This window comes from Kineococcus sp. R86509, assembly GCF_042466365.1.
Lineage (GTDB): Bacteria > Actinomycetota > Actinomycetes > Actinomycetales > Kineococcaceae > Kineococcus.
The window spans coordinates 3098810-3124080 of the sequence record NZ_JAXHCE010000001.1 but is presented as its reverse complement, the minus strand read 5'-3'; the positions used below and the strand labels follow the sequence as shown (position 1 = coordinate 3124080).

At 72.0% G+C, this 25271-nt stretch carries 24 protein-coding genes; 10 read left to right on the top strand and 14 right to left on the bottom strand.

Features of this window, described 5'->3' with window-relative positions:
* Nucleotides 1-64: 64 nt before the first annotated feature.
* On the top strand, nt 65-745 hold the full coding sequence (locus SJY07_RS15210) for a type 1 glutamine amidotransferase domain-containing protein (protein ID WP_380160243.1): 681 nt from the start codon (nt 65-67) through the stop codon (nt 743-745).
* On the opposite strand, the gene SJY07_RS15205 is transcribed toward SJY07_RS15210, so the two are convergent.
* The 4 genes from SJY07_RS15205 to SJY07_RS15190 form a co-directional block, all read right to left on the bottom strand.
* Nucleotides 678-2144: an NtaA/DmoA family FMN-dependent monooxygenase gene (locus tag SJY07_RS15205; RefSeq protein ID WP_380162347.1), complete on the bottom strand. Its 1467-nt coding sequence runs from the start codon at nt 2142-2144 to the stop codon at nt 678-680. The two genes, SJY07_RS15210 and SJY07_RS15205, sit on opposite strands and share 68 nt — an antisense overlap.
* A gap of 154 nt (nt 2145-2298) precedes the next feature.
* The gene (locus SJY07_RS15200; RefSeq protein ID WP_380160242.1) at nt 2299-3516 is read right to left on the bottom strand and encodes an FAD-dependent oxidoreductase; all 1218 of its coding nucleotides are present in this window, start codon (nt 3514-3516) and stop codon (nt 2299-2301) included.
* Between the two features lie 146 nt (nt 3517-3662).
* Nucleotides 3663-5879: a catalase/peroxidase HPI gene (gene katG / locus SJY07_RS15195; protein WP_380160240.1), complete on the bottom strand. Its 2217-nt coding sequence runs from the start codon at nt 5877-5879 to the stop codon at nt 3663-3665.
* Nucleotides 5876-6355 (bottom strand): Fur family transcriptional regulator, encoded by a 480-nt coding sequence (locus tag SJY07_RS15190; protein ID WP_380160238.1) that lies wholly within the window; start codon nt 6353-6355, stop codon nt 5876-5878. The genes katG and SJY07_RS15190 overlap by 4 nt, the downstream gene beginning before the upstream one ends.
* A gap of 176 nt (nt 6356-6531) precedes the next feature.
* On the opposite strand from SJY07_RS15190, the gene SJY07_RS15185 reads away from it, so the two are divergent.
* Entirely contained in the window at nt 6532-7395 is an 864-nt protein-coding gene (locus SJY07_RS15185) for a sugar phosphate isomerase/epimerase family protein (protein ID WP_380160236.1), read from the top strand.
* Between the two features lie 106 nt (nt 7396-7501).
* Here SJY07_RS15185 and SJY07_RS15180 read toward each other — a convergent pair whose 3' ends face one another.
* Nucleotides 7502-7909, bottom strand: a complete 408-nt coding sequence (locus tag SJY07_RS15180; protein WP_328293404.1) for a MerR family transcriptional regulator — start codon at nt 7907-7909, stop codon at nt 7502-7504.
* A gap of 531 nt (nt 7910-8440) precedes the next feature.
* On the opposite strand from SJY07_RS15180, the gene SJY07_RS15175 reads away from it, so the two are divergent.
* Nucleotides 8441-9949, top strand: coding sequence for a SulP family inorganic anion transporter (locus tag SJY07_RS15175; protein ID WP_380160234.1), 1509 nt, complete (start codon nt 8441-8443; stop codon nt 9947-9949).
* 184 nt (nt 9950-10133) lie between these two features.
* Here SJY07_RS15175 and SJY07_RS15170 read toward each other — a convergent pair whose 3' ends face one another.
* A complete protein-coding gene (locus SJY07_RS15170) occupies nt 10134-11228 on the bottom strand; it encodes a sugar ABC transporter substrate-binding protein (RefSeq protein WP_380160233.1) in 1095 nt (364 codons plus the stop codon).
* Nucleotides 11229-11422: 194 nt separating this feature from the next.
* On the opposite strand from SJY07_RS15170, the gene SJY07_RS15165 reads away from it, so the two are divergent.
* Both SJY07_RS15165 and SJY07_RS15160 read left to right on the top strand, forming a co-directional pair.
* Nucleotides 11423-12103 carry an NADPH-dependent F420 reductase gene (locus tag SJY07_RS15165; RefSeq protein WP_380160231.1) on the top strand — a complete coding sequence of 227 codons (681 nt, stop codon included), beginning with the start codon at nt 11423-11425 and terminating at the stop codon, nt 12101-12103.
* 41 nt (nt 12104-12144) lie between these two features.
* Nucleotides 12145-12681 carry a Clp protease N-terminal domain-containing protein gene (locus SJY07_RS15160; protein WP_380160229.1) on the top strand — a complete coding sequence of 179 codons (537 nt, stop codon included), beginning with the start codon at nt 12145-12147 and terminating at the stop codon, nt 12679-12681.
* Between the two features lie 33 nt (nt 12682-12714).
* On the opposite strand, the gene SJY07_RS15155 is transcribed toward SJY07_RS15160, so the two are convergent.
* The gene (locus tag SJY07_RS15155; protein WP_380160227.1) at nt 12715-13560 is read right to left on the bottom strand and encodes a helix-turn-helix transcriptional regulator; all 846 of its coding nucleotides are present in this window, start codon (nt 13558-13560) and stop codon (nt 12715-12717) included.
* 100 nt (nt 13561-13660) lie between these two features.
* Here SJY07_RS15155 and SJY07_RS15150 point away from each other — a divergent pair, with 100 nt between their 5' ends.
* The 3 genes from SJY07_RS15150 to SJY07_RS15140 all read left to right on the top strand — a co-directional run bounded on the left by SJY07_RS15150 (nt 13661) and on the right by SJY07_RS15140 (nt 16141).
* Nucleotides 13661-14428, top strand: a complete 768-nt coding sequence (locus SJY07_RS15150) for an SDR family NAD(P)-dependent oxidoreductase (protein ID WP_380160225.1) — start codon at nt 13661-13663, stop codon at nt 14426-14428.
* A 48-nt stretch (nt 14429-14476) separates the two neighbouring features.
* Nucleotides 14477-15028 (top strand): TetR/AcrR family transcriptional regulator, encoded by a 552-nt coding sequence (locus SJY07_RS15145; protein ID WP_380160223.1) that lies wholly within the window; start codon nt 14477-14479, stop codon nt 15026-15028.
* Nucleotides 15029-15100: 72 nt separating this feature from the next.
* Nucleotides 15101-16141 carry a medium chain dehydrogenase/reductase family protein gene (locus SJY07_RS15140; protein ID WP_380160221.1) on the top strand — a complete coding sequence of 347 codons (1041 nt, stop codon included), beginning with the start codon at nt 15101-15103 and terminating at the stop codon, nt 16139-16141.
* 19 nt (nt 16142-16160) lie between these two features.
* Here the strand turns inward: SJY07_RS15140 and SJY07_RS15135 are convergent, their stop codons facing one another.
* The 7 genes from SJY07_RS15135 to SJY07_RS15105 form a co-directional block, all read right to left on the bottom strand.
* Nucleotides 16161-17174, bottom strand: a complete 1014-nt coding sequence (locus tag SJY07_RS15135) for an N-acetylglucosamine kinase (protein ID WP_380160219.1) — start codon at nt 17172-17174, stop codon at nt 16161-16163.
* A complete protein-coding gene (locus SJY07_RS15130; RefSeq protein ID WP_328293425.1) occupies nt 17171-18442 on the bottom strand; it encodes a 6-phospho-beta-glucosidase in 1272 nt (423 codons plus the stop codon). The genes SJY07_RS15135 and SJY07_RS15130 overlap by 4 nt, the downstream gene beginning before the upstream one ends.
* On the bottom strand, nt 18439-19344 hold the full coding sequence (locus tag SJY07_RS15125; protein WP_328293426.1) for a carbohydrate ABC transporter permease: 906 nt from the start codon (nt 19342-19344) through the stop codon (nt 18439-18441). The genes SJY07_RS15130 and SJY07_RS15125 overlap by 4 nt, the downstream gene beginning before the upstream one ends.
* On the bottom strand, nt 19341-20297 hold the full coding sequence (locus tag SJY07_RS15120; RefSeq protein ID WP_328293427.1) for a sugar ABC transporter permease: 957 nt from the start codon (nt 20295-20297) through the stop codon (nt 19341-19343). The genes SJY07_RS15125 and SJY07_RS15120 overlap by 4 nt, the downstream gene beginning before the upstream one ends.
* Entirely contained in the window at nt 20290-21633 is a 1344-nt protein-coding gene (locus SJY07_RS15115; RefSeq protein ID WP_380160216.1) for an ABC transporter substrate-binding protein, read from the bottom strand. Before SJY07_RS15115 ends, SJY07_RS15120 begins: the two co-directional genes overlap by 8 nt.
* A 131-nt stretch (nt 21634-21764) precedes the next feature.
* Nucleotides 21765-22967 (bottom strand): ROK family transcriptional regulator, encoded by a 1203-nt coding sequence (locus tag SJY07_RS15110; RefSeq protein WP_328293429.1) that lies wholly within the window; start codon nt 22965-22967, stop codon nt 21765-21767.
* Between the two features lie 90 nt (nt 22968-23057).
* Nucleotides 23058-23885, bottom strand: a complete 828-nt coding sequence (locus tag SJY07_RS15105) for an alpha/beta hydrolase (protein ID WP_380160213.1) — start codon at nt 23883-23885, stop codon at nt 23058-23060.
* Nucleotides 23886-23973: 88 nt separating this feature from the next.
* Here SJY07_RS15105 and SJY07_RS15100 point away from each other — a divergent pair, with 88 nt between their 5' ends.
* Both SJY07_RS15100 and SJY07_RS15095 read left to right on the top strand, forming a co-directional pair.
* Complete coding sequence (locus tag SJY07_RS15100; RefSeq protein WP_380160211.1) at nt 23974-24318, top strand: ArsR/SmtB family transcription factor; 345 nt, start codon at nt 23974-23976, stop codon at nt 24316-24318.
* The gene (locus SJY07_RS15095; RefSeq protein WP_380160209.1) at nt 24315-25256 is read left to right on the top strand and encodes a cation diffusion facilitator family transporter; all 942 of its coding nucleotides are present in this window, start codon (nt 24315-24317) and stop codon (nt 25254-25256) included. Before SJY07_RS15100 ends, SJY07_RS15095 begins: the two co-directional genes overlap by 4 nt.
* The last annotated feature ends 15 nt before the right edge of the window (nt 25257-25271 follow it).

Sequence of the window (25271 nt, the reverse complement as noted above, 5' to 3'; positions counted from 1 at the left end):
CTAGTGTTCCCACCACCGCCGGACCACCGGCCGTACCCACCAAACCCAGCGAGGCGCACTCCCCATGAAGGTCCTGATCGTCCTGACCTCCCACGACCAGCTCGGCGACACCGGCCGCACGACCGGCTTCTGGCTGGAGGAACTCGCCGCGCCGTACTACGGGCTGAAGGAAGCCGGCGCGGAACTCACGCTCGCCTCCCCCCAGGGCGGCCAGCCCCCGCTGGACCCCAAGAGCAACGAACCGGACGCCCAGACCGAGCTGACCCGCCGCTTCGAGAACGACCCCGAGGCGCTCGCCGCGCTCGCCTCCACCGAGGTCCTGTCCACCGTCGACGCGGCCGACTTCGACGCGGTGTTCTACCCCGGCGGCCACGGGCCGCTGTGGGACCTCGCGGAGGACCAGCACTCGATCAGCCTGATCCAGGACTTCCTGCGGGCCGGCAAGCCCACCGCACTGGTCTGTCACGCCCCGGGCGTGCTGCGCCACGTGGTGGACGAGGACGGGACCCCGGTCGTGAAGGGCAAGCGGGTCACCGGTTTCACCAACTCGGAGGAAGAGGGCGTCGGCCTCACCGACGTCGTGCCGTTCCTGGTCGAGGACGAACTCGTCGCCCTCGGTGGCGACTACTCCAAGGGCGCCGACTGGGGCTCCTACGTGCTCGAGGACGGGGTGCTGATCACCGGTCAGAACCCGGGGTCGTCCGCTGCCGCGGCGGACCTGCTGGTGCAGGCGCTGAAGCAGTAGTCCGTGCGGGTTCGGCCCCTCCCGGTCTCGCTCGACGGGACGCTCCCGGGTGGTCGGTGGCGAGGTGGGCCGAACCCCGACCGGACAACTGTTCCCGCAAGGTTCCCGTCGTGGGGACCTGGGGCAGACGACTGCGCTCGCGCAGGACCGGCACCACGAGGTCCACGAAGTCCTCGACGTCGCGCGGCGCGAAGACCGGCTCCAGCATGAACCCGTCGAGGTCGGTGGCGTCCAGGATCCGTTCGAGCCCGTCGGCGACCTCCACGGGGTCCCCGGTGATCGCGAAACCCCGTGTCCCGCGGCCGCGCAGGGCGTCGAGCACCTCGCGGACGGTCTTCGCGGGTTCGCCGTCACCACCGGTGAACCGGGTGATGTTCGTCTGACCGGTCTGGCCCGCCGCTCCCCGACCGAGGACCTGCTCGAGGGTTCCGTCCGGGTCCAGCGAGAGCAGGTCGATGCCGGTGTTGTGCGAGTAGAGCGCGGCGACGATCTCGTCCGACTGCAACGCCTCGAACTCGCGGCGTCGGGCGACCGCCTCCGCGTGGGTGGGGGCGACCACGACGGTGACCCCGATGATCGTGGTGACCGACTGCGGATCCCGCCCGTGGGCGGCGACCTCGGCCCGGATGTCGGCGATGGCCTGCGCGGTGGCGTCCATCGTGGTGGCCTGCACGAACACCGCCTCGGCGTTGCGGGCCGCGAAGGCCCGTCCGCGCTCCGACGTCCCCGCCTGGAACAGCACGGGTGTCCGCTGGGGTGACGGCGGGGAGGCGAAGTAGCCGGAGGACCGGAACCAGCGGCCCTCGAACGACACCCGGTGGATCTTGGCTGGGTCGGCGTAGAGCCCGGCCGCACGGTCCACGACCAGGGCGTCGTCCTCCCAGCTGCCCTCCCAGAGGTTCAGGGCGGTGTCGACGTACTCGTCGGCCATCGCGTACCGCTCGTCGTGCAGGACCATCTCGTCGTGCCCGAAGAGTTCGGCGACGACGTCCTGCGCCGATCCCGTGACGATGTTCCAGCCGATGCGGCCCTCGGTGAAGTGGTCGAGCGTGGCGAAGCGCCGAGCGGTCTGCACGGGGTGGTCGAGGCCGGTCGGGGAGGTGACGACGAACCCGAGGCGTTCCGTCTCCCGCGCCAACGCCGTGACGACGACCGCCGGGTCCAGGGTCGGGAAGTTGATGCCCCGGGCCGCCGCCGTCTCCGCCAGTTCGCCGTCGGCGGTCGGGTAGCCGAAGGTGTCGGCCAGGAACAGGAAGGTGAAACCCGCCCGGTCGATGACCTGGGCGAGGTGCACCCAGTGGTCGAGCGAGGTGAAGTTCGCACCGGCCGAGCGGGGGTGGGGCCAGCTGAGCGTCCCGCCGACCTGGGGACCGAGGACTTCGAAGACTCCGAGGTGCATCTGCTTCACGACACGACTGCGCTTTCGGGAGAGGACGTCTCACCTGCGCCGCGCAGGCCGTGCACCCGCCGGTCGGTGGGTCGTGAGGTGGAGCGGGGTGAGTGGAACACAGCGGACCTCGACCGGGCAAGGCTCCCCCGGTCGGGTGGGCCGGTCAGACCTTGCCGCGCAGCAGACGGTGCCAGTACGTCTGCGGGAGGACGTAGCGGTCGAGCCACCACGCGGCCCGGCGCGGCGCGAACGGGTCCGGGAGCTTCAGCGGGCGCGGGCCCTTCCGGTCGGCCTGCACCAGCATCAGCCGGTCGCGGGCGGTCGTCACCGGCATCACGGTGTACCCGTCGTAGGAACGCAACCGGCGCCCCCGGGCGGCCGCGGCGATGTTGTGGGCCACGACCGGGACCTGCTTGCGCAGGGCCCCGCCCGAGGACCGGGTGCCGATCGAGGCGGCGTCCCCGATGGCCCAGACGTCACCGAAGCGCTGGTGCCGCAGGGTCGCGGGGTCGACGTCGACGAGTCCGGCCGGGCCCGCGTCGCCGAGGCCGCTCTCGGTGATCCACTCCGGGGCGCGGTAGTGGGGCACGAGGTGGGCGTAGGCGACGTCGTCCACCCGCCGCGTCCCGGCCGGCGTGACGATGTCCACCGCACGCAGCACCGGGTCCACGGCCTGCACCCGCGAGCGCCGCAGCACCGTGATGCCGTAGGACGCGAAGGCCACCTCGAGGTGCTCGTCGGCCCCGGCCACCCCCAGCGCCTGGTCTTCGGGGATCACCAGGGTGACGTCGAGGTCGGCCAGCACGCCGCGGCGGCGCCAGTGGTCGCAGGCCATGAAGAGGGGTTTCAACGCCGTCGGCGCGCAGGGTGCGGGTTCCGGCGGCATCGAGAAGACGACCGGACCCGTGCGGATCCCCGTCAGCGCCGGCCACACCAGGGGGGCGGAACTCGGGACGTACGTCGATCCCGCCCAGCCGGAGCTGTAGGCGTCCTGCAGACCCGGGGTGGCCGCCCAGTCCTCACGCATGCCCGGGCAGAGCACGAGCGTGGTGTAGCCGATGCTCGCCCCCCGCCGGGTCCGCACCGTGCGGGTCTCGGCGTCGACCGACGCGACGGCGTCCTGCACCCACCGGCAGCCGTCCGGGACCACCGAGGCCATGGGCCGTTCCACGTCGGCCGGGGCGGCCTGACCCGCCCCGACGTAGTTCAACAACGGGCGGTAGCGGTGCACCGGGGACGGCTCGAGGACCACGACGTCCTGGGCACCGTCGCGCAGCAGCTTGGCGGCCAGCGAGATGCCCGCGTTGCCACCGCCGACGACGAGGACCTCCGCGTGGGTGACCGGATCGGTGGGGCGGGGAGCTCGACGGGGGGTGGTCACGGGGCCACCTTCCGCGCCAGACGGTGAGCCCGCCAGTCGTGGGTCGTGGCCAGGGTCCGCCGGGCAGCGGAACGCCCCGGCCCGCGGTGCGCGGGCCGGGGCGTCCCCGATTTCCGGTGCCCTGGTTCAGAACTCCCGGGTGGTGCTCAGCGCAGGTCGAAGCGGTCGAGCTCCATGACCTTCTGCCACGCCGCGGCGAAGTGCCGGACGAACAGTTCCTGCGCGTCGTCGGCGGAGTAGACCTCCACGATGCCGCGCAGGATGGAGTTGGAGTTGAACACCAGGTCGACGGCGGTGGCCGTGCGGACGACGTCGCCGGCGGCGTTCAGGCCCTCGTAGACGCCCTCGGTGTCGGTGGCCGTCCGCCACTGCACGCCCAGGTCCAGGAGGTTGCGGAAGAAGTCCTGGGACAGGACGCCCGGGGTCTCGGTGAACACCCCGTGCTGCACGCCGCCGGTGTTCGCGCCCAGCACCCGCAGACCGCCGATGAGGACGGTCATCTCGCGGGCGGTCAGCTCGAGCATCCCGGCGCGGTCCAGCAGCAGCGTCTCGGGGTGCAGCTTGCTCGACGGGTCGATCCAGTTGCGGAACCCGTCGGCCCGCGGCTCGAGCCAGCGGTAGTTCTCGACGTCCGTCTGCTCCTGGGTGGCGTCCGTGCGGCCGGGCGAGAACGGCACCGTGAGGGAGACGCCCGCGTCGAGCGCGGCCTTCTCCACCGCGGCGCTCCCGCCGAGGACGATCAGGTCGGCGAGGGAGACCTTCTTCCCCGTCGCCGCCTCGAACTCGTCCTTGACGCGCTCGAGGACCGGCAGGACGTCGGCGACGCCCGCGTTGACGGCCCAGCCGAGCTGCGGTTCCAGACGCAGGCGTGCGCCGTTGGCGCCACCCCGCTTGTCGGTGCCGCGGAAGGACGCCGCCGCGGACCAGGCGGTGTGGACCAGTTGCGAGACGCTCAGCCCCGCGGCGAGCAGGCGCTGCTTGAGGTCGGCGACCTCCGCCTCACCCACGAGTTCGTGGTCGACGGCGGGGGTCGGGTCCTGCCAGACCAGTTCCTCGGCCGGGACGTCCGGCCCGAGGTAACGGCTGCGCGGGCCCATGTCGCGGTGCAGCAGCTTGAACCAGGCGCGGGCGTACTGGTCGGCGAAGTGCTCGGGGTTCTCGTAGAAGCGCTTGGAGATCTCGTGGTAGACGGGGTCCGCCATGAGCGCGAGGTCGCTGGTGAGCATCATCGGGGCGTTGCGCTTGCCCTCGATGTGCGCGTCCGGCACGAGGTCGCCCGCCGCGGGGTCCTTCGGCTTCCACTGCTTGGCCCCGGCAGGGCTCGTCGTGAGTTCCCACTCGTGGGAGAACATCGTCTCGAAGTAGGTGTTGTCCCACTGGGTCGGCGTGGGGGTCCACGCCCCTTCGAGACCGCTGGTGATGGCGTCCGCACCCTTGCCGGTGCCGAACTCGCTCTTCCAGCCCAGGCCGTTGCCGTGGACGGGGCAGCCCTCGGGTTCCACGCCGACCAGTTCGGGGTTCCCGGCACCGTGGGTCTTGCCGAACGTGTGGCCGCCTGCGACGAGCGCGACGGTCTCCTCGTCGTTCATCCCCATGCGCCCGAACGTCACGCGGATGTCGTGGGCCGAGCCCAGCGGGTCCGGCTGTCCCTTCGGGCCCTCGGGGTTCACGTAGATCAGGCCCATGGTGACCGCCGCCAGGTGACCCTCCTCGAGGTCCAGCGGGGTGTCGTCCTGGTAGCGCTCGTCGCCGAGCCAGGTGTCCTCGGGGCCCCAGAAGACCTCACCGGGCTGCCAGTTGTCGGCACGGCCGAAGGCGAAACCGAAGGTCTTCAGGCCCATGTCGTCGTGGGCCACGTTCCCGGCCAGGACCAGCAGGTCGGCCCAGGAGATCTTGCGGCCGTACTTCTGCTTGATCGGCAGCAGGAGGCGACGCGCCTTGTCGAGGTTGGCGTTGTCGGGCCAGCTGTTCAGCGGTGCGAAGCGCTGCCCGCCCTCACCGCCACCACCGCGGCCGTCGGCGATGCGGTAGGTACCCGCGGCGTGCCAGGACATCCGGATGAACAGGGGGCCGTAGTGGCCCCAGTCCGCCGGCCACCATTCCTGCGAGGTGTGCATGACCTCGACGAGATCGCGCTTGAGTTCCGCGACGTCGAGCTTGGCGAACTCGGCGGCGTAGTCGAAGTCCTCCCCCAACGGGTCGGAGTCGCGCGACGGCTTGTTCAGCACGGACAGGTCGATCTGGTTCGGCCACCAGTCCTGCGCGGTGCGGGGCCGGCCGTTCGTGGCCGGCGTCGGCGACTTGATCGCCGGGTTCTCGCTCTCGCTGGTGGACTGGGACTGGGCCTTGTCGAGTTCGGTCACGAAGTGCTTCTCTCTGCTGGGGGAACGGGTTCGGAGGAATCGGTGGAGGGGGCCGGGGTCGTCGCGCAGGACCGGCACCGGCCCCAGTAGATGACCTCGGCCTCGTCGACGTCGAAACCGTCGACGAGGGGTGGCGTGACGCACGGCGCCTGCTCGGTGGCGCAGTCGACGTCGGTGATGTCCCCGCACACCCGGCACACGAGGTGGTGGTGGTTGTCGTGCACCCGTGCCTCGTAGCGGGCCACGGAACCCTGTGGCTGGATGCGTCGCACCAGGCCGTTGTCGGTCAGGACCCGCAGCACGTCGTACACCGCCTGGTGCGAGACCCCGTCCACGCGGGACCGGGCGGCGCCGATGAGGGCCTCCGTGTCCGCGTGGGGCAGGGCGTGCACCGCGTCGAGGACGGCGAGGCGCGGCTGCGTCACCCGCAGGCCCGCGCCGCGCAGCACGCGCTCGAGCTCCTCGGTGGTGGGCACACGGCCATCCTGCCCGCCCAGCTTGAACGGGTCAAGAACGGGAGGGCTGGGAGTCCCCTGAGGGACCGCCGGGATCGCGAGCCCTGGGTACGCTCGATCCACCCTCGTGACCCCTCCCACGGCATCCCTCCCACGGCATCCCTCCCACGGCATCCCTCACGGCGAACGGAACCGACATGGCCGTACCCGAGCTGGTCGCCACGTGCTGGACGACCGCTGGGACCGCGCGTCCTCTCGACCCCTCCGAGGTCTCCCCCCTCACCCCGTTCGAACGCATCGACGCCGTCGCCGCCGGCGGGTGGGCCGGACTCGGCTTCGCCCACGAGGACCTCGAACTCATGAGGTCGACGACAGGTTTCGACCAGGTCGCGCAGTACGCCCGGGGGCGGGGGCTGCGTCACCTGGAGGTCGAACTGATCGCAGACTGGTGGCTGCCGGAGGAGGCCTGGCGCGAGCGCTGGGACCTCCTGCTCGAGGCCGCGAGCGCGTTCGGCTCCCCTTTCGTCAAGGCGGGAACCGCGTTCGGCGAACCTTGGAGCGACCTGCCCCCGCTCGTCGACCCGTTGCGGCGCCTGGCGGTCGAGGCGGCCGACGTGGGCACCCGGGTGGCTCTCGAACCCCTGCCGTTCTCGAGGGTGGGTTCCCTGCCGGCCGGCGCGGACCTGGTCCGTGCGGTCGACCACCCCGCGGCCGGCCTCGCCGTCGACTTCTGGCACGTGTTCCGCGCGGGCACCCCACTGGCGGAACTGGGACGGAGCCTGACCCTGGAACAGGTGGCGGCCGTCGAACTGAGCGACGCGGACGCCGACCCGGTCGGCGACCTGTTCGAGGACACCCGCGATCGACGGCGCTACTGCGGGGAGGGCGTGCAGGACGTCACGGGGTTCATCCGCCTCCTCGAGGACCTCGGGTGGAACGGTCCGTGGGGGGTGGAGATCCTGTCCGACGAGCACCGCCGGAACGGGTTGACCCTGGGTCTGGAGCGGGCCCGCGCCACGACGACCGCCTGCTTCGACCGGGCGCGCAGCACCTCCCCCTGACGACGGGCTGGCATCTCGCCGGATCGGCGAGCCGCAGTGGGGCGCCTGCCGGCGGTCTCACCGTCGTTGCACCACGGCCTGCAGCGGCGTGGCGGGAGCGGATCGTTCAGAGCTGGGCGCGCAGGCCCTCGAGCCAGACGTCGGCGGTCTTCACCTGGGCGGCCATCTCGTCGCGGCGCTGCTGAGCCGTGTCGACGAAGGTGCGCAACCGCTCCCGGGCTTCCTCGTCGTCGGGGTGATCGCGCAGCGTGTCCGAGAGGGCGATGAACTGGCGCATGTCGTCCAGGGAGAAGCCCAGGGGTTTCAGCTGACGGATGAGGAGGAGGCGCTGGACGTCGGCTTCGGCGTACAGGCGGAAGTTGCCGGCACTGCGGACCGGGGTGAGCAGCCCCTCGTCGTCGTAGTGCCGCACCGTGCGGTGGGAGAGTTGCACCCGCTCGGTGACTTCCCCGATCTGCATGAGCGGCCCCCGACCCTCTTCCCGGACCTGACGGCCGGTGCCTGCTGCGCTCATCCGGGTAGTCAAGCATCCACCCCGACCTCGTCTGCGCAGCGTCGAGCTCGGGACCACCACGACCGCTTCTCGACGGCGTTCGTGCCGCGGAGATCGCCGATGCCGACGAAGTGCGGCCGGGAGCAGCCGACCGGCCGAGCAGCGACGGAGCGGCAGCACCGGCGCAGCCCGGGGACTCCTCACCCGGCCCTCCGCGAGCTGGGCCCCGGGGTGGTGGACGCAGCGATCGGTGAGCCGATCGGGACGCCTCTCAGGACCCAGACTCTACTCTTACGTTAGGGTAGAGTTGGCGGCAGACGAGACGCCCGTCGACCGATCGGGTCACCTCGTCACGCAGTCGTCACGCGGTCGTCGTCGCCGGCACAGCGGCCATCCCGCTCTGGTGCGGCCGGCGGGTCGGGAACGAGGGGAACGACCCGGCAGCCGGTGCGCCGCTCGCCGCCTCGCGAGCACCGACCTACCCACGCAACGCCGGTCACCTTCGCCCAGCGTCGGTGCCGTCTCCTGGACACCCGTGAACGGAGCACCCCCTTGGCCCTCCCCACCACGTCCCCGGCCGCCCCCGCGCCGACCACCCCGCACCGTCGGCCGTCGTGGCTGACGCCCCGGGTCCTGCGCACCGAAGCCCTCGCCGGCCTCGTCGTCGCGCTGGCCCTGATCCCGGAGGCCATCTCCTTCTCCGTCATCGCCGGCGTCGACCCCCGCGTCGGGCTCTTCGCCTCCTTCACCATGGCCGTCTCCATCGCCGTCCTCGGCGGGCGTCCCGCGATGATCTCTGCCGCCACCGGGGCCATCGCCCTGGTCATCGCCCCCGTGGTCCGCGACCACGGCCTGGACTACCTGCTCGCCACCGTCGTCCTCGGCGGACTGCTCCAGGTCGTCCTCGGCGTGCTGGGGGTGGCGAAGCTGATGCGTTTCGTTCCGCGCAGCGTCATGGTCGGCTTCGTGAACGCCCTGGCCATCCTGATCTTCCTCGCCCAGGTTCCGCACATGCGTGACGTGCCGTGGATCGTCTACCCGATGATCGCCGTGGGGTTGGCCCTGATGGTCTTCTTCCCCCGCCTGACCCGGGCCGTGCCCGCACCGCTGGTGGCGATCGTGCTGCTCACCGTGGTCACCGTGGCCGCCCACCTGGCCATCCCGAACGTCGGCGACGAGGGGAGACTGCCCGACAGCCTGCCCTTCCCGCTGCTGCCGAACGTGCCGCTGACCTTCCACACCCTCTCCGTCATCGCCCCCTACGCCCTGGGCATGGCACTGGTGGGTCTGATGGAGTCGTTGATGACGGCCAAACTCGTCGACGACGTCACCGACACCCGCTCCCCCAAGAGCCGCGAAGCCTGGGGACAGGGCGTGGCGAACATCGTCACCGGCTTCCTCGGCGGCATGGGCGGGTGCGCCATGATCGGCCAGACGATGATCAACGTGAAGGCCGGCGCCCGGACCCGCGCCTCCACCTTCCTCGCCGGGGTCTTCCTCCTCGTCCTCGTCGTCGGACTGGGGGACGTCGTCGCCGTCATCCCGATGGCGGCCCTGGTCGCAGTGATGATCATGGTGGCGGTCGGGACCTTCGACTGGCACTCCGTCCGCCCGGCCACGCTGGCGCGGATGCCCAAGAGCGAGACCACCGTCATGGTCGCCACCGTCGTCGTGGTCGTCGCCACCGAGAACCTCGCCATCGGCGTCATCGTCGGGGTCCTGCTCGCAGCGTTGCTCTTCGCCCGGCGGGTGGCGCACCTGGTCGAGGTCACCAGCACGCTGGACCCGGACGCTCGGACCCGCACCTACTCGGTGGCCGGCGCGCTGTTCTTCGCCTCCTCCGACGACCTCGTCACCCGGTTCGACTACGCCGGCGACCCCGCCCACGTCGTCGTCGACCTCTCCGGTGCTCACGTGTGGGACGCCTCCACCGTCGCCGCGCTGGACGCGATCGAGACCAAGTACGCCGCCCGCGGCAAGACGCTGCGCATCACCGGCCTGAACGAGGCCAGCTCGACCCTTCACCAGCGACTCGCCGGTCACCTCGGCGGCGGGCACTGACACTTCCCACCGTCGCGCCGCTCCGCCTCTCCGGCCAGGCCTCGACCACCGAGAAGATCGCACCGCAACCCGATGCGCTGGACGCCGAGTTCCGCGGCGTGGACGGTCACCGGGTTCCCGCGCGGACGACCCGCGGGCCGGACTCGGGTGAGAACCGGAACCCCGGTCGGAACTCCTGTCCTCGTCAGCCGGCTGCCGAGATCCCCGCCGACGCACACGCGGCGCTGGCCGCACCGGCGCACAACGCGTCGACGGTGGTGTACCCGTCGGCGAGCACCTTGCTCTGCACCTCGGCCTTCCCGACCGCCTGCGGTTGGAGCAGGACGGTGGGAACCGCACCCGCGCCGTTGTCGGTGGTGCCGGTCGTCTCGGGGGTGCGCCCCTTCAGGACGTCGTCGACGAGGTCGGCCGTCGTCCGCGCCTGGGCGGGGAGGTCCTTGTAGATCGTCATGGTCTGCGTGCCGCCCAGGATCCGCTGCAGCGCAGCGGTCTCGGCGTCCTGCCCGGTGATGGGAACCCCGCTCAGACCCGCGTCGCCGAGCGCCTGGAGGGCACCGGCGGCCAGCCCGTCGTAGGCGGTGTACACGCCCAGGAGACGGCGGTTCCCGAGGTCCTGCAGCGCCGACCGCATCTGCACGGCGGCCTCGTCGGGACTCCACCCGGTCACGTAGCGTTCGGTGGCGATGTCGACCTTGCCGTCCAGGACGGAGTGCGCCCCGGCGGCGAACAACCCGGCGTTGTTGTCCGCGGGGTCACCCTCGAGCATCACGATCGCCCCGCCCGCGGTGTCCTCGCCGACGGCGTCCAGGATCGCCTGGCCACCGAGCTTCCCGACGGCGTTGCCGTCGAAGGAGACGTAGTAGTCGATGGGCGCGCCCTTGACGAGGCGGTCGTAGGCGACGACCGGCACGCTCGCGGACCTGGCCGCGTTCACCAGGTCTCCGGCCTTCGCCCCGTCGAGCGCCACGACGACGAGGGCCTTGGCGCCGTCGGCGATCGCCTGCTGCGCCTGGGTGTTCTGGGTCGCCTGGTCGGGGGCGCTCTGGACGTCGACGACGCACGTGGGGCACTTCTCGGCCAGTTCCACCGAGAAGTTCGGGACGTCGTAGGCCATCGACCGCAGGGAGGTGGACGGGACGAGGAACGCGACGTGGGGTCCGTCGGCCGGGGCCGCGGCCGCCGTCGTGCCGGGGGCGTCGGCGCCGCACCCGGCGAGAGCGCCGAGGAGGGCGGCACCGGCGAGCAGGGTGCCGGCGGTGCGGCGGGTGGTCGTTCTCATCGTGGGCCTCCGGCCTGGACGTCGGGACCGACGATCCCCTCCGTCATGCGGGTGTCTCCTGTGCTCCTGGCGGCCGTCGGGCCGCTCTCGGGGCCCATCGGCACCTCGGACCGCTCACCTGAGCGAGGTCGGCGACCCCGACGGTCCGCCGGACGCAGCGGAATGCCCTCCTCCCGGGGCGCCTTGCACGGGACATGAGCATCATCGGCATCATCGGCAGTGGAAACATCGGCAGCGTCCTCGCCCGTCTGGCGGTGGACGCCGGGTACGACGTCGTCATCGCGAACTCCCGCGGCCCGGAGTCGCTGGCCGACCTCGTGGCCGAGCTGGGGCCCCGGGCACGCGCCGCGACGACCGCGGAGGCCGCCGCGGCGGGGGACCTCGTGGTGGTCACCATCCCGCTGGGTCGCGTCCCGGAGCTCCCGGCGCAGTCCCTGGACGGCAAGGTCGTCATCGACACCTGCAACTACTACCCCGAACGCGACGGCGACATCGCCGTCCTGGACAGCCACGAGCTGACCACCAGCGAGTTCGTGCAGCGCCACTTCGCGGGCGCCCGCGTCGTCAAGGCCTTCAACAACATCTTCGCGCAGAACCTCGGGGAGCTGCAGCGTCCCGCCGGGGCACCCGACCGCGCGACGCTCACGATCGCCGGGGACGACGAGGCGGCCGAACGCGTCGTCACCGAGTTCATCGAGGCCATCGGCTACGACGTCTTCGACACGGGCCCCCTGGCCGAGAGCTGGCGCTTCCAGCGCGACCAGCCCGCCTACGCCGGGGTCTACACCGAGAGCGGAGATCCCGCCGAGCCGCGGCGCCGGACCCGCGACGAGCTGCGAGCCCGGCTCGACCAGGCGGACCGCTCCATCCGCTGAACGGATCCACCCCGCGTTCCTCGAAACCCCGGGAGGAGTCGGTGCCGATTCCTCCCGGGGTGGTCGGCGGGGTCGGGCGGGAGTTCCGCCACGCCGGCATCGGGTCCCAGCACCTCCTGCTGTCCCTGCTCGCCACCCCCTCGGTGGCGCAGCGGGTCCTCGTCGGCGCGGGCGCCGACGCCGCCACCCTCGCTCCCCTCGTCCGTGACTCCGCCGGGCCGGCCGCGGACGCGGCCGCGCTGCGGGAACTCGGGATCGACGTGGACGAGGTCCGACGCCGGGCGGAGCAGTCCTTCGGGCCCGGTGCGCTCGACGGGGAACCCCGCCGACGCAGGTTCCTCGGCGGAACGGGTCCCGGCCACCTGCCGTTCGACAGCACGGGCCGGGAAACCCTCACCGACGCCCTGCGGGTGGCGATCTCGCTGCGGCACAACTACATCGGCACGGAGCACCTCCTGCTCGCGATCCTCGACCACCCGGAGGGACCCGCTGTCCGCGCGCTCCGCGCGGCGGGGGTCGACCTGGACCGCGAGACGGCGACCGGTCTCGTCCTCGCGGAGATCCGCCGTTCGGCCTGAACGGACGCACCTCACGCTCCGGCGGACCGCTCCTCATCCTCGCGGCGGAACCGGATCCAGTGCCCACGACGTCAGCAGGGGGAGGGCGAGCGCCGTCGCCGAACCCGGTTCGCAGGTGTAGACGATCAACCGCTGCCCGGGGTCCAGCGGACCGACGAGCACTTCCACCCCGAACGTCAGGGCACCCGCGGCGGGGTGCTGGATCCGCTTGGTCATCGAGGCGTAGTCCCGCACCCGGTGGTCCTCCCACCAGCGGTCGACGTCCGGGTCGGTGCGCAACCTGGCGATCTCGGCGTGCAGGCGGCGGTCGTGCGGGCGGCGGGCGGATTCCCGGCGCAGCGCCGCGACGGCGTACTGGGCGAACTCGACCCAGTTCAGGATGCGTTCGCGGGCCAAGGGATCGGTCAGCAACCAGTCGGAGAACACCCGCCCCGGTTCCATCGGGTCCCCCAGCACCTCGCGGAGCAACGCGTTGCGGGCCAGGACCTGCGAGCGGTCGCCCAGCAGCAGCACGGGAACGTGGTCGAGGGTCGTCATCACCCGCAACAACCCCGGGTCGGCGACCTGCGGCGGTTCCCGGACCGCGCCGGGTCGTCCTGCGGGGGCGGCCAGGTCGTGCAGGTGCTGCCGTTCCACGTCGTCGAGGCGGAGCGCGCGGGCGAGTTCGTCGAGGATCCCCACCGAGACGTTCGCCTGGCGGCCCTGTTCCAGCCGGCTGTAGTAGTCGGGGCTGAGCCCGGCGAGGACCGCGAGTTCCTCCTTGCGCAGACCGGGAACCCGCCGCGGTCCGGGGAACGGGGTCATCCCGGCCTGGGCGGGGGTGAGCCGGTCACGGCGCGAACGCAGGAAGGCCCCCAGGGCGGAACGGTCGGCAGGCACGTCTCCACGGTACGACCCGCCACCAGGATCGACCTGGTCCTGCCGTGACCAGGTTGGACAGGCTCTGGTCCGGTTCACCGAACCCGGTTGGACTGTGGTCATGACGACGAACGAGACCCTGAACCGAACCGCCCTGGTCACCGGATCCACCAGCGGGATCGGCGAGGCCATCGCCCGCACCCTCGCCGCCGCCGGGACCCACGTCCTGGTGAGCGGGCGCGACACGACCCGCGGCGAACGCCTGGTCGGGGAACTGCGCGCCGCCGGCGCGAAGGCCGACTTCCTCGCCGCCGACCTCTCCCGTCCCGCCGCCGAACTCCGCGCCCTCGTCGAGACCGCGACGCAGCTGCTCGGGGGTCGCATCGACGTGCTGGTGAACAACGCCGGCATCTACCCCGTCGGCCCGACCGCGAGCGCCTCCGACGAGGACCTCGACGCGATGCTCGCGGTGAACGTCCGCGCCCCGCACGTCCTCGTGGGGGAGATCGCTCCGGCGATGGTCGCCCACGGTGGCGGTGCGATCGTCAACATCGGGTCGTGGATGTCGCGGACGGGGGTGGCGTTCGGGGCCATGTACACGGCGACGAAGGCCGCGGTGGAGCAGATGACCCGGACCTGGGCCGCCGAGTTCGGCCCCAGCGGGGTGCGGGTGAACACCGTCGCCCCGGGCATCACCCTGACGCCCGGCAACGACTACGCCCGCGAGGTGGTGCTGGCCCAGGCGGCGACGACTCCGGCCGGGGTACCTGCTGCGCCGCAGGACGTCGCGGACGCCGTGGCCTTCATCGTCTCGGACGCGGCCCGGATGGTGCAGGGCGTCACGCTGGACGTCGACGGCGGCCTGACCGCGACCCGCCTGAGCTGGTGACGTGACGGGGGGTTGACGTCGAGCTGTTGTGACTGTTCAATCACACACATGACAGCGACGAGGTCGACGGCACAGGCCCAGCGCGCCCTGGTCGTGGCCGGCGCGGTCCGGGTCTTCGCGCGCAGCGGCTACCACGCGACCCCGGTGGCAGCCGTCGCGACGGAGGCGGGGATCTCCCCCGCCTACGTGTTCCGGCTCTTCGACGGCAAGCTCGGCCTCTTCACGGCGACCCTCGACCACTGCTACTCGCTGGTCGCACGGGCCCTGCACGAAGGGGCCGAGCAGGCCGCCGACCCCTCCCCCGCGGGGATCCTGCACGCGATGGGCGGCGCCTACGCCCAGCTGATCGCCGACCGCGACCTGCTGATGCTGCAGGTGCACGCGCAGAGTTCCTGCGACGTCCCCGAGATCCGCGACGCGGTGCGCCGCGGTCTCGCCCTGGTGACGCAGACGGCCACCGACCTCTCCGGCGCGGACCCCGACGCCGTCCAGCGCTTCCTGGCCTACGGCCAGCTGTGCCACCTCGTCGTGACGGCCGACCTCCACGACCTGCCGCACGCGTGGGCGGACACCCTCACCCACGGCATCCGCCACCCCTGAAGAGCGCTGCACCGCAGCGCTCTTCAGTGTGCTCCATGAAGTGACTGACCAATCACACACAAGGAGACCACCATGACCACCACCCGAGTCGTCCTCCCCGGCGTCGTCGACCCCGAGGGCCTGCGCCTCGAGCAGGTCGACCTCCCCGCGCCCACCACCGGCCAGGTGCTGGTGGCCGTCGAGGCCAGCGGCATCTCCTACGCCGAGCAGCAGATGCGCCGGGGCCGCTACTACGACCAGCCCGCGTTCCCCTTCACCCCCGGCTACGACCTCGTGGGGACCGTCGTCGACCTCGGACCCGGCACCCCCGCCGGACTCCTCGGACAGCGCGTGGCGGCCATGACGAAGACCGGCGGCTGGGCCACCCACGCCCTCGCCCCGGCCGAGGACCTGGTGCCGGTGCCGGCCGGCGTCGACCCCGCCGAAGCCTCGACCCTGGTCGTGAACGGGATCACCGCGTGGTCGATGCTGCACCGGTCCGCGAAGGTCCGGGCCGGTCAGACGGTCCTCGTGCACGGCGCGAACGGCGGCGTCGGGACGGTGCTCGCCCAACTCGCTCGCGACGCGGGTGCCCGGGTGATCGGCACCGCCTCGCCACGCCACCACGACGCGCTGCGCGACCTCGGGGTCGAACCCGTGGACTACCGCGGCGACGTCGAGGCGCAGGTCCGGGCCCTCGCCCCCGACGGGGTCGACGCCGTCTTCGACCACGTCGGCGGGGCGGGCCTCTTCGCCTCCCACCGGTTGCTGCGTCGCGGGGGGACCCTGGTCTCCTACGGGACCGCCGCGACCCGCGACGGCAGCGGGAGCCCGACCTGGCCCATCCTGAAGCTCATGGCCCGACTCGCCTGGTGGAACGTCCGGCCCGACGGCCGACGCGCGACGTTCTTCAACGTCTGGGCCGGCCGCCGGAACCCCGCACGGTTCCAGGCGAGGATCCGCGAGGACCTCGGGAACGTCTTCGCCCGCCTCGCCGACGGTCGGCTGACCACCCACGTCGCCGCGACGTTCCCGCTCGAGGAGATCGTGGAGGCGATGCGCCTGGCCGAGTCGCGGACGATCGTCGGCAAGGTCGTCCTGCTGCCGCGAGGAGGGGGATCCGCCGGCCGGTAGGTCCCGGAGGACCGACCGCTCAGACCGGTTGCGCCGCCGCGACCGCCCCGGACCGCAACCGCCGCTCGGCCCGGGCCCGGGCCTCGCTCCCCAACCCCAGTCCGTCGAGGGCCAGCAACGCCGCCCCGAGCACCGGCGGTGCGTCCGGGACGACGAACCGGGCGCCGGGTGCGACCGCGAGGACCCCCTCCCGGACGGCGTCGAGCAGCACGCGGTGACCCCCCGCCAGGACTCCGCCGCCGAGCACGACGTCGACCGGCGCGGCATCCAACCCCAACCGCTGCAGCGCGACCCGGGCCATCGCGACGACCTCCTCGGCCTGTCGCCGTGCGATGGCACGGGCCACCACGTCCCCCGCCGCGGCAACGTCGAACAGCACCGGGACCAGCGCGTGCAGGTCCGGGGCGGGAATCCTGCCCAGGTGCACGGCGAGGGCGACGTCCAGGGCGGTCGGCAGACCGAAGAGGTCCGCCACGGCCGGCCGCAGGTCGGTCTCGGGACCCCGGCCGTCCTCGGCCCGGGTCGCGGCGTACATGACCTCGTTGACGAGAGTGCCACCCCCGCCCCAGTCCCCCGTCGTCGGGCCGAGGGCGAGAAACCTCGCGGTGGAACCGTCCGGGGCCAGCCCGACGCAGTTGATCCCCGCCCCGCACACGACTGCGACCCCCTGCGGGGCGCTCGCTCCGGCCACGACCCCGGACCGCAGCAACGCGAACGTGTCGTTGCCCACGACGACGCGCCGGGCGTAGCCGCGGGCCGTCAGGTCGGCTGCGTAGCGCTCCTCCTCGGCAGGGAGGTCGGCGTTGGCGAGGTAGGCCGCCAGCAGTTCCACCGGCGGGTCGCCCGCGCGCCGCAACGCGAGCTCGATCCCGTCGGTGAGTTCGGTGAACGCCGTGGCCAGCCCGACCGCGCTGGGCCGGAACCCGCCCGTCCGGGCGCTCGCGAGGACCGTCCCCTCCGCGTCGACGACCACCGTGTCCGTCTTGGAGTTCCCGGCGTCGAGCGCCACCACCACCGGGTCGTCACCGTTCACGCCCACGCCAGGAACCGGGCGTTCTCGGCGAGCAACCGGTCGGCGAGCCAGGTGGCCTGGTCCCACTGCCCGATCAGCGGGTGCGCCAGCAACGCCTCGACGACCCGGTCCCGTCCCCCGTGCAGCGCGGCCTCGAGCGCGAGCTGCTCGTAGGCCGCGACGTGCGCGACCAGCCCCGCCTTGGCCGGGTCCAGCGGCGCGGGGACGACGGGTGTCGCACCGTGCGCTCCCACCACGGCGGGGATCTCGACGACCATGTCGTCGGGGAGGAACCCGTAGGTGCCGCGGTTGAACGTGTTGACGACCTGGACGTCACGGCGGTCGTTCACCAGGGACGCGACCAGGGCGATCGCGGCCTCGGAGTAGAACGCGCCCCCGCGGTGCTGCAGCAGTTCGGGTTTCTCGTGCAGGGCGGGGTCGGCGTACATCTCCAGCAGTTCCGCCTCCATCCCCGCGACCTGCTCGGCGCGGGAGGGGACCCCGGTCTGCTCGCGGACGACGGTGTCGTGCTCGTAGAAGTAGCGCAGGTAGTACGACGGCAGCGCCCGCACGGCCCGGACGAGTTCCAGCGGGTGGTGCAGGTGCTTGGCGATGGTCTCCCCGTCCTCGACGAGCAGGCGCGGCAGCACGTCCTCCCCCGGGCCGCCGTCCTCGTCGAGGACCCGGACGGCACGTTCCCAGGTGAGGTGGTTCAACCCCACGTGGTCGAGGGAGATCCGTTCCGGGGCGACGTCGAGGCGAGCGGCGAAGAACCGCTGCAACCCCACGGCGACGTTGCACAACCCGAGCGCCTTGTGGCCCTGCGTCAGCAGCGCCCGGGTGACGATCCCGACCGGGTTGGTGAAGTCGACGATCCAGGCGTCGGGGTTCACCCGCCGGACCTGCTCGGCGATGTCGAGGACGACGGGTACCGTCCGCAGCGCCTTCGCGAGGCCACCGGCCCCGGTCGTCTCCTGGCCCAGGCAGCCGCACTCCAGCGGCCAGCTCTCGTCCCGGGCCCGCGCGGCCTGCCCGCCGACCCGCAGTTGCAGCAGGACGGCCACGGCCCCGTCGGCCGCCTCGGCGACGTCGGCGCTCGCCCGCACCCGGACGGGCGCACCCTGCGCGTCGAGGATGCGCTGGGACACCCCCGCCAGCAGGTCGCGGCGCCCGACGTCGGGGTCGACGAGCACGATCTCCGAGATCGGCAGCTCGTGCTGCAGGCGGGCGACCCCGTCGACGAGTTCCGGTGTGTAGGTGGAGCCACCACCCACGACGACGATCTTCATCCTTTGACTCCTGTCAGGGTGACGCCTTCGACGAAGGCGCGCTGGGCGAGGAAGAACACGAGGACCACCGGCAGCACGACGAGGGCGGTGGCCGCCATCGTCACGTTCCAGTCGGTGGAGTGCGCACCCTTGAACGTCTGCAGCCCGTAGGACAACGTCCAGGCGCGCGGGTCGTCGCTGGCGTAGATCTGCGGACCGAAGTAGTCGTTCCACAGGGCGAAGAACTGGAACAGCGAGGTCGCCACGACGGCCGGCTTGCACATCGGCAGCACGACGTGCCACAACGTCCGCAGTTCCCCGCAGCCGTCGACCTTGGCGGCGTCCACGACCTCGTCCGGCAACGTCAGCATGAACTGGCGCAGCAGGAAGATCGAGAAGGCGTCCCCGAAGGCGAGCGGGATGATGAGCGGCCACAGCGACCCGGTCAGCCCGAAGTACTGCGACCACACGACGTACATCGGGACGACGACGACCTGCGGCGGCAGCATCATGGCCGCCACCACGACGACCATCAGGGCGTTGGACCCGCGGAAGCGGAACTTGGCCAGCGCGTAGGCGGGGAACACGCTGGAGGTGATCGCGAGCAGCGTGCCCACCCCGGCGTAGACCAGGGAGTTGCGCCACCAGAGCAGGAAGTTCGGGGTGTCCCAGACCCGGCGGTAGTTCGACCACTGCCAGGTGTCCGGCCACAACGACCCCGACAACGCCTGTCGGTCGGACATCACCGAGGTGAGCAGCAGGAACGCGATGGGGGCCAGGAACAGGACGGCCAGGCCGACCGCGACGGCGTGCGTCGCGATCCACAGCAGGACCTGGGTCCGGGTGCGGCCCAACCGGCGCCACCCGCGGTCGGTCGCGACGACCTCGACGGGCCCTGGCTTCGTGAGGACTCCGGTGCTCATCCGATCCTCCCGGTCTTGAGGAACCCGCCGCCGGCCTTCAGCAGCAGGACGGTGCACGCCATGGCCAGGACGAACATCACCACCGCGATGACGCTCGCCGAGCCGGTGTCGAAGTTCTGGAAGCCGAGGTTGTAGACCAGTTGCGGCAGCGTCAGCGTCGAACCGTTCGGGTAGCCGGGTTCGACCCGGCTGCCCGCGGAGCTCAGCTGACCGCTCGCGGCCTGCCCGGCGACCAGGGCCTGCGTGTAGTACTGCATGGTGGCGATGACGCCCGTCACCGTCGTGAAGAGCAGGATGGGCCGGATCGTCGGCAACGTGATGAAGCGGAACCGGCCGAACGCCCCGGCGCCGTCGAGCTCGGCCGCCTCGTACAACTCGCGCGGCACGTCCAGCAGGGAGGCCGTGAAGATGACCATGAGGTCCCCGATGCCCCACAGCGACAGCAGCACCAACGCCGGTTTCGACCAGTTCGGGTCGGTGAACCAGGCCGGGGCCGGGATGCCCACCGCCTCCAGCAGACCGTTCACCGGCCCGCTACCGGGGTTCAGCAGGAACACGAACACCAGCGTCGAGGCCACCGGGGGCGCCAGGTAGGGCAGGTAGAAGACGGTTCGGAAGATCCCCACCCCGGCGCGTACGCGGACGATGAGCATCCCCACCGCGAGCCCGAAGACGAGGCGGAGGCTCACCATCACCACGACCAGCCAGGCCGTGTTCCGCAGCGCCGTCCAGAACCTCGGGTACTCGTCGAAGACGTAGTGCCAGTTCTGCGTCCCCACCCAGGTGGGCGGGTTGATCTGGTCGTACTTCTCGAAGGAGTACACGATCGTCGAGACCAGCGGGTAGCCGAAGAACAGGACGACGCCGAGGACGAACGGGGAGACGAAGGCCAGCACGACCCACCGCGAGCGGGAGACCCCCCGACGCCGGCCGGCGGCGAGTGCGCTACTCACCGGCCTGGGCCATCGCTGCGTCGATGCGCTGGTCGACCTCGCGCAAGCCGGCCTGGAGGTCGGTCACCTCACCCGACTCCCAGCGGTAGGCGAAGTCCTCGAAGATCTGCAGGTACTGGTCGCCGTCCTTGGTCACCACCGGCGAGGTCGTCAGCGGGTTCGCCGCGATGTCGAGGAAGGTCTGGAACTTCTCGTCCTTGACGAGGTCCGGCGACTGCAGCGAGGCGTAGGTGGAGGGGACGTTGTGGATGGCGTTGGCGAAACCGACCAGGGCGGTGGTGTCCGTCGTCAGGAACTTCACGAGTTCCCAGGCGGCCTGCTGGTGCTTGCTCCGGGCGGGGATGCCGACGACCGTGCCCGAGGTCCACCCGCGGCCGTACTCGTCGAGCCGGTCGTCGGGGACGGGCATCGGGGCGGTGGCCCACCCGAACGGCACCTGGTCGGTCGCGAGGTTCTGGGTCCGCCACTCACCGTCGATCTGCATGGCGACCTTCTGCGCCTCGAAGGCGTTCTCGGGCGAGAACTCCTCACCGAAGGTCGTCCGGTACTTCTCCAGGTTCACGTACCCGCCGAGGGAGTCCTCCAGGCCCTTCCAGTAGGTCAGGAAGTTCGTGACGGCGGGGTCCTTCGACATGACGGCCTTGCCGTCGGCGTCGAAGTAGGTGGCTCCCCATTGGACCATCGAGTGCCCGGTGCCGTTCTCGTACCCGTGCAGGTTCGGCATGATGCCGAGCTGGGAGTAGCTGTCCCCCGAACCCTTCGTGAGCTTCATCGCGTCCTGCTGGAGTTCCGTCCAGGTCTTCGGTGGTCCCTGGATCCCGGCCGCCGCGAACATGTCGGTGTTGTAGAACAGTCCGTAGTTGTCGCTCAGCAGCGGGACGGTGCACTGGACCCCGTCGTAGGAGCTGTACTGCGTCATGGACTTGACGTAGGTGGTGTCCTTGTCGATCCCGTCCTTCGCCATGAGCGGGTTCAGGTCGACGAGGGCGCCGCCGCAGAAGGCGCCCACGTTGAGGGTGTTGAAGGAGGAGACGACGTCGGGGGCGTCGGCCCCGCGGATGCCCTGCAGGATCTTGTCGTCGGTGACCGCACCGACGGTCTTGACCTTGATGTTGGGGTGCAACTCCTCGAACTTCGCGATGTTGGCGTCGATCGCGGCGGTCTCGGTGTCCTGGCTCCAGCCGTGCCAGAAGGTGATGGTCTGCTGATCGTCGGCGCTGGTGCCGTCGCCGCCGTTCGAGGACGGTGCGCATGCCCCGAGGGCGGCGAGGGAGAACACGGCGAGCGCTGCTCCGAGGCGGTTGAGCGCGGGGCGGCGAGCGGGGAGTTTCGACACGTCCGGTCCTTTCTGCGCACCCGTTGCCGGGTACGACGAAGTGGCGGGAGCTCTGGGGAACCCTCACGGGGTCGGGATCGAGGTACGGCGACGCGCCACCCCGCGGGACGGGGTGGTCGTGCAGTGGTCCGTCAGGAGCCGGCGGAGCGTTCGCCGGAACGCGCGTCGGGCGCGCCGGCGGAGTCGAACACGTTGTCGCGCAGTCGGGTCACGGCGACGTGCGTCGCTCCCGTGAGCACCGGGTCGTGCAGGATCGTGCCGAGTCGCACGGGGACGGGACGCATCGCCAGGGCGGCGATCTCCCGTTCCACGAGCGCGCGCAGGACCTCGTCACCGGCCTCGGCGACCGGCCCGGAGAAGACGACGACCTCCGGGTCGAGCACCGCGACGACGGCGGCGATCCCGGTGGCGTAGCGGGTCGCGAGCTCGGCGAGGAACTCCCCGCCGGGGGACGCCGCCGCGACGACCTGTTCCGGGCTCCCGCCCGGGACCCCGTGGCGGCGGGCGAGTTCGAGGAGTCCCGGTTCACCGACGGACTGCTCGAACCCCCCGGTGTCCTGGTTCACCTCGCGGACGAGCGGCGCACCCGGGACGGGAAGGTACCCGAGTTCCCCGGCACTACCGGTGGCCCCGCGGTGCAAACGACCTCCGACGACCACGGCCGCGCCGATGCCGCTGGCGGACCAGAGCAGGACGGAGGTTCCCGTGCCCACGGAGGCGCCCTGGTGCAGCTCGGCCAGGGCGAGCAGGTTGACGTCGTTCTCGAACTCGACCCGGCCCTCGAGGAGTTCCCCGAGTTCCGCGAAGACCCCGTCGCGGTGCCAGCCGGGCAGGTGCCGGGCGTGGCGCAGCGTGCGGGTGGCGTTGTCGTAGGCGCCGGGCAGGGCCACGACGGTGTGCGTGATGTCGGTGGCTCCGACACCCGCGGCGGCCAGCGCCCGTTCCCGGGCCCGGCGGAAGAGGTCCACCGCGTCGTCCCCCGTGCGGGGGAGGTCGGCGTCGCCGACGTGGTTCCCGAGGAGGTCGACGACGACGGCCCGGGTGGATTCCGGGGTGACGTCGACCGCGAGCGCGAACCCGGCGGTGGGGTTCAGTTCGTAGAGCTGGGCGACCCGCCCCGGGCCGCCGGTGGCGGTCCCCTCGACGGGCAGGACCAGACCGGCGGCCTCGAGCCTCGTGAGCATCTGTGAGGCGGTCGGTTTGGACAACCCGGTGAGGGTGCCGAGTTCGGTGCGGGACAACCGGCCGTGCTCCAGGAGCAGACGCAGGGCCGCACGGTCGTTGATCGCCCGCAGCAGGCGCGGAGTTCCCGGGAGGTCGTCGTGCGTCGCCATGCCGAGGACCTCCCACCCACGTCGGAGCTTGACCGTGTGAGGACGCTAGCAGGGGTTAGGAAAGTTTCCTACCCTTTCCGTGGATGTTCTTCAGCCCGCCAGCTCGGGGGCGTTGCGGAGCCAGGTCACCACCCGGCGGAGGCTGGCATCGAACTCCGGACCCGGCCGGTTCAGGTGCCCGTGCTCCGTCCCCGGTTCGCACACCGACAGCACCGACGTCCCCTGCGCGGCGAGCCGCCGGACGAACTCGTCGGCCGAACCCCGCAGGCCGTCGACCTCGCTGGTGAGGACGAAGGCGGGCGGGAAACCCGTGAGGTCGGCGGTGCCGGGGACGGCGGCGGCGGGCGCCGTCGCGGGGTCCCCACCGACGAAACCGCGGTACATCGCCTCGACGGTGGGCACCGGCCAGCGCTCGTCCTCCGGGAGTCGCTGCACCGCGGCGTCCGCGACCGGGGAGGCGAGCGGTGGGACGGCGTGCAGGGTGGGGTAGGCCAGGAAGACGGCCGCCGGGACGGGTTCTCCGGCCGCGAGCAGGCGCAGCACCGCGCCGGCGACGAGGTTCCCGCCCGCGCTGGCCCCGCCCAACTGGACGCGGTCACGGGCGACCCCCGCCCCGAGGGCGTGCTCCAGGCCCCACCGCCAGGCGGTGAGGACGTCGTCGGAGGGGACGGGGTAGAACGTGCCGGGGCCCGCGAGCCGGTAGCCGACGGCGACGACGAGCACCCCGGCGCAGGCCAGGGCACGGGCCACGGCGTCGGACTCCGGCATGTCGAGGTCCCCTGCGGCGAACCCGCCGCCGTGGACCCAGACGAGCGCCGCGTCGAGGGTGCCGGCCGGTCGGTAGACGCGCAGGTCGACGTCGCCGTGCGGCCCGGGAACCGCCTGCGGGTGTCCGAGCACGGTGTCCTCGATCGTCACGTGGGTTCCTCCGGGGTGCGCAGCGGTGAGCAGTGGTGGGTGCTGCGCAAGCTACCCGTCTCGCCGGGCCCCGTCAGTTCATCCGGCGATGTACTGTCGAGTGGTGATCGCGACGCACGCGCAGGTCCTGGCCCGCTTCGGCCACGCCCTCTCCGACCCCACCCGGTCCCGGCTGCTGCTCGCGCTGCGCGAGGCGCCCGGGTACCCGGCGGAACTCGCGGAACTCCTCGGGGTCTCGCGCCAGTCGCTGTCCAACCACCTCGCCTGCCTGCGCGGGTGCGGCCTCGTCGTGTCCGTGCCGGAGGGACGACGCGTGCGGTACGAGATCGCCGACGCCCGGATGACGCACGCGCTGGGCGACCTGCTCGGCGTGGTCCTCGCGGTCAACGACGAGGTCTGCCCCGAACACGCCCACGAGGAGGTCGCGTCGTGAGCCACGGCCACGGCCACGGCCACGGGGGTCACGGGGGTCACGGGGCGGCCGAGCAGAACCGTCGGAGGCTGGCGGCCGCGCTCGCCGTCACGGCCACCGTCCTCGTCGCGGAGGCGGTCGGGGCGTTCGTCTCGGGCAGCCTCGCCCTGCTGGCCGACGCGGGGCACATGCTCACCGACGTCGCGGGTCTGGTCATCGCCCTCATCGCCGCGACGCTCGCGGCGCGTCCCGCGTCCGCCCAGCGCACCTGGGGTTACCGGCGCGCGGAGGTCCTCGCCGCGACGCTTCAGGCCGCCGCGCTGCTGGCCATCGGCGTCTTCGTCCTCGTCGAAGGGGTCCGACGCCTGCTGGAGCCACCGGAGGTGCACTCCGGCGCGATGCTGACGTTCGGGGTGATCGGCCTGCTGGGCAACGTGATCGCCCTGTGGCTGCTCCTGCGCGGCGGAGGTGAGCGCAACGTCAACGTGCGGGCCGCGATCCTCGAGGTCGTCAACGACGGTCTCGGCTCGGTGGCCGTCATCGTCGCCGCCGGGGTCATCGCCCTCACGGGCTGGACCCGCGCCGACGCCCTGGTGTCGCTGCTCATCGGCGTCCTCATCGTCCCGCGCACGCTGGGTCTGCTGCGGGAGACCACGGCGGTCCTGCTGGAGTCCACCCCGCCGGGACTGGACCTGGAGGACGTGCGCCGGCACCTGCTGGAACTCCCGCACGTGCACGCGGTCCACGACCTGCACGCCAGCCAGATCACCTCGGGCCTGCCGGTGCTGTCCGCGCACGTCGTCCTCGACGAGTCCTGCTTCCGCGACGGTCACGCACCCGAGATCCTCGACCGGCTGCAGGAGTGCGTGGCCGAGCACTTCCCCGTCGCCGTGGAGCACGCGACCTTCCAGCTCGAACCCGTCGGCCACAGCGGTCACGAGACCTCGACGCACGACTGACCGCCGCCGCGCAGC